This is a genomic window from Kitasatospora sp. NPDC059088 (assembly GCF_042738155.1).
Taxonomy (GTDB): Bacteria; Actinomycetota; Actinomycetes; order Streptomycetales; family Streptomycetaceae; genus Kitasatospora.
In genome coordinates this window covers 1-1,081 of sequence record NZ_JBHYGR010000099.1, presented here as the reverse complement: position 1 = coordinate 1,081, position 1,081 = coordinate 1, and the positions used below count along the sequence as shown (strand labels likewise).

At 80.9% G+C, this 1,081-nt stretch carries 1 protein-coding gene and 1 pseudogene; both read left to right on the top strand.

Annotation, left to right across the window (positions count from 1 at the left end; genetic code table 11):
- Positions 1-132: 132 nt before the first annotated feature.
- Positions 133-720: pseudogene (locus ACFWXO_RS32775) on the top strand (alpha/beta fold hydrolase); the annotation flags it as partial.
- Positions 721-726: 6 nt separating this feature from the next.
- Entirely contained in the window at positions 727-954 is a 228-nt protein-coding gene (locus ACFWXO_RS32770; protein ID WP_380528452.1) for a hypothetical protein, read from the top strand.
- The last annotated feature ends 127 nt before the right edge of the window (positions 955-1,081 follow it).

The following is a 1,081-nucleotide window of genomic DNA, read 5'->3' as shown; positions in this document are numbered from 1 at the left end:
GGTGCGATCCCCCCCCCCGCGCTGCGTCGCCCCGCAGGGGGCGCGCCCCCGCGCCCGCCCCCCCCCCCCCCCGCGCCCGCCCCCCCCGCGCCGCCCCCGGGGGCGGGGGGGGGGGGCGCCGCGCTCGGCGGCGGCGGAAGGCCCGCGCACCTCGCGGGGATCGGCGTCGGCGGCATGGTCGCCCAGGTGGCCGCGCTCGACCACCCGGGGGCGTTCTGCGCCCTCACCCTGGTCGGCACCCGCGCGGTCGCCCCCGGCCCGCCCGACGACGACCTCCCCGACCACGACCCGGCGACGATGAGCCGACTGTTCGCCCGTCCCGCGCCGGACTGGAGCAGCCGCACGGCGGTGGCGGAGTTCGCCGCCGCCGGCGCGGAGATCCTCGGCAACGACCCCGGAACCGCCCGCGCGACCGCCGCGCGCATCTGGGACCGTACGCCCGGCACCGCTCCCCCGGTCCAACTGGCCAACCAGCTGGGCCTGGTGTTCGCCTCGCTCGACTGCGCACCCCGCTGGCGCGAGCGCCTGCCCGGGATCCGGGTTCCCACGCTCGTCGTCCACGGCCGCCGCGACCCGTTCTTCCCCCTCGGCAACGGCGAGGCGCTCGCCCGCGAGATCCCCGGGGCCCGGCTGCTCGTCCTCCCGGAGGCCGCCACCGCGATCCCCGACGCGGCGGTCGGCGAGGTGACCGGGGCGATGCTCGCGCTCGGACCGGGGTGAGGCAGGGTGGGTGGGCACACTCGACGAACCGACCCCCCGGCCCCGGCCACCCGGGACGAACTGAGGCGGCTCTCCGACCGGTACCAGCCCTCCCTCGACCGGGACGACCCGGGCGGCCCCTCCCCCTGGACCCCGGAGCAGGGGGAGTCCTTCCGCACCGCCGCCGACGCCGCCCTGGCGGCACTGCGCCACGACCTGGGTGACGCCTGGACGGTCACGGACCGCAGGAGCTGAACCCGGGAACGACGGACGGGAACGACGGACGGGAACGACGGACGGCGGGGCCCCCCCCCCCCCCGGGGGCGGGCCCCCCCCCCCCCCCCCCCGGCCGCCCCGCACAGGCCCCCCGCCCGCCCCACGC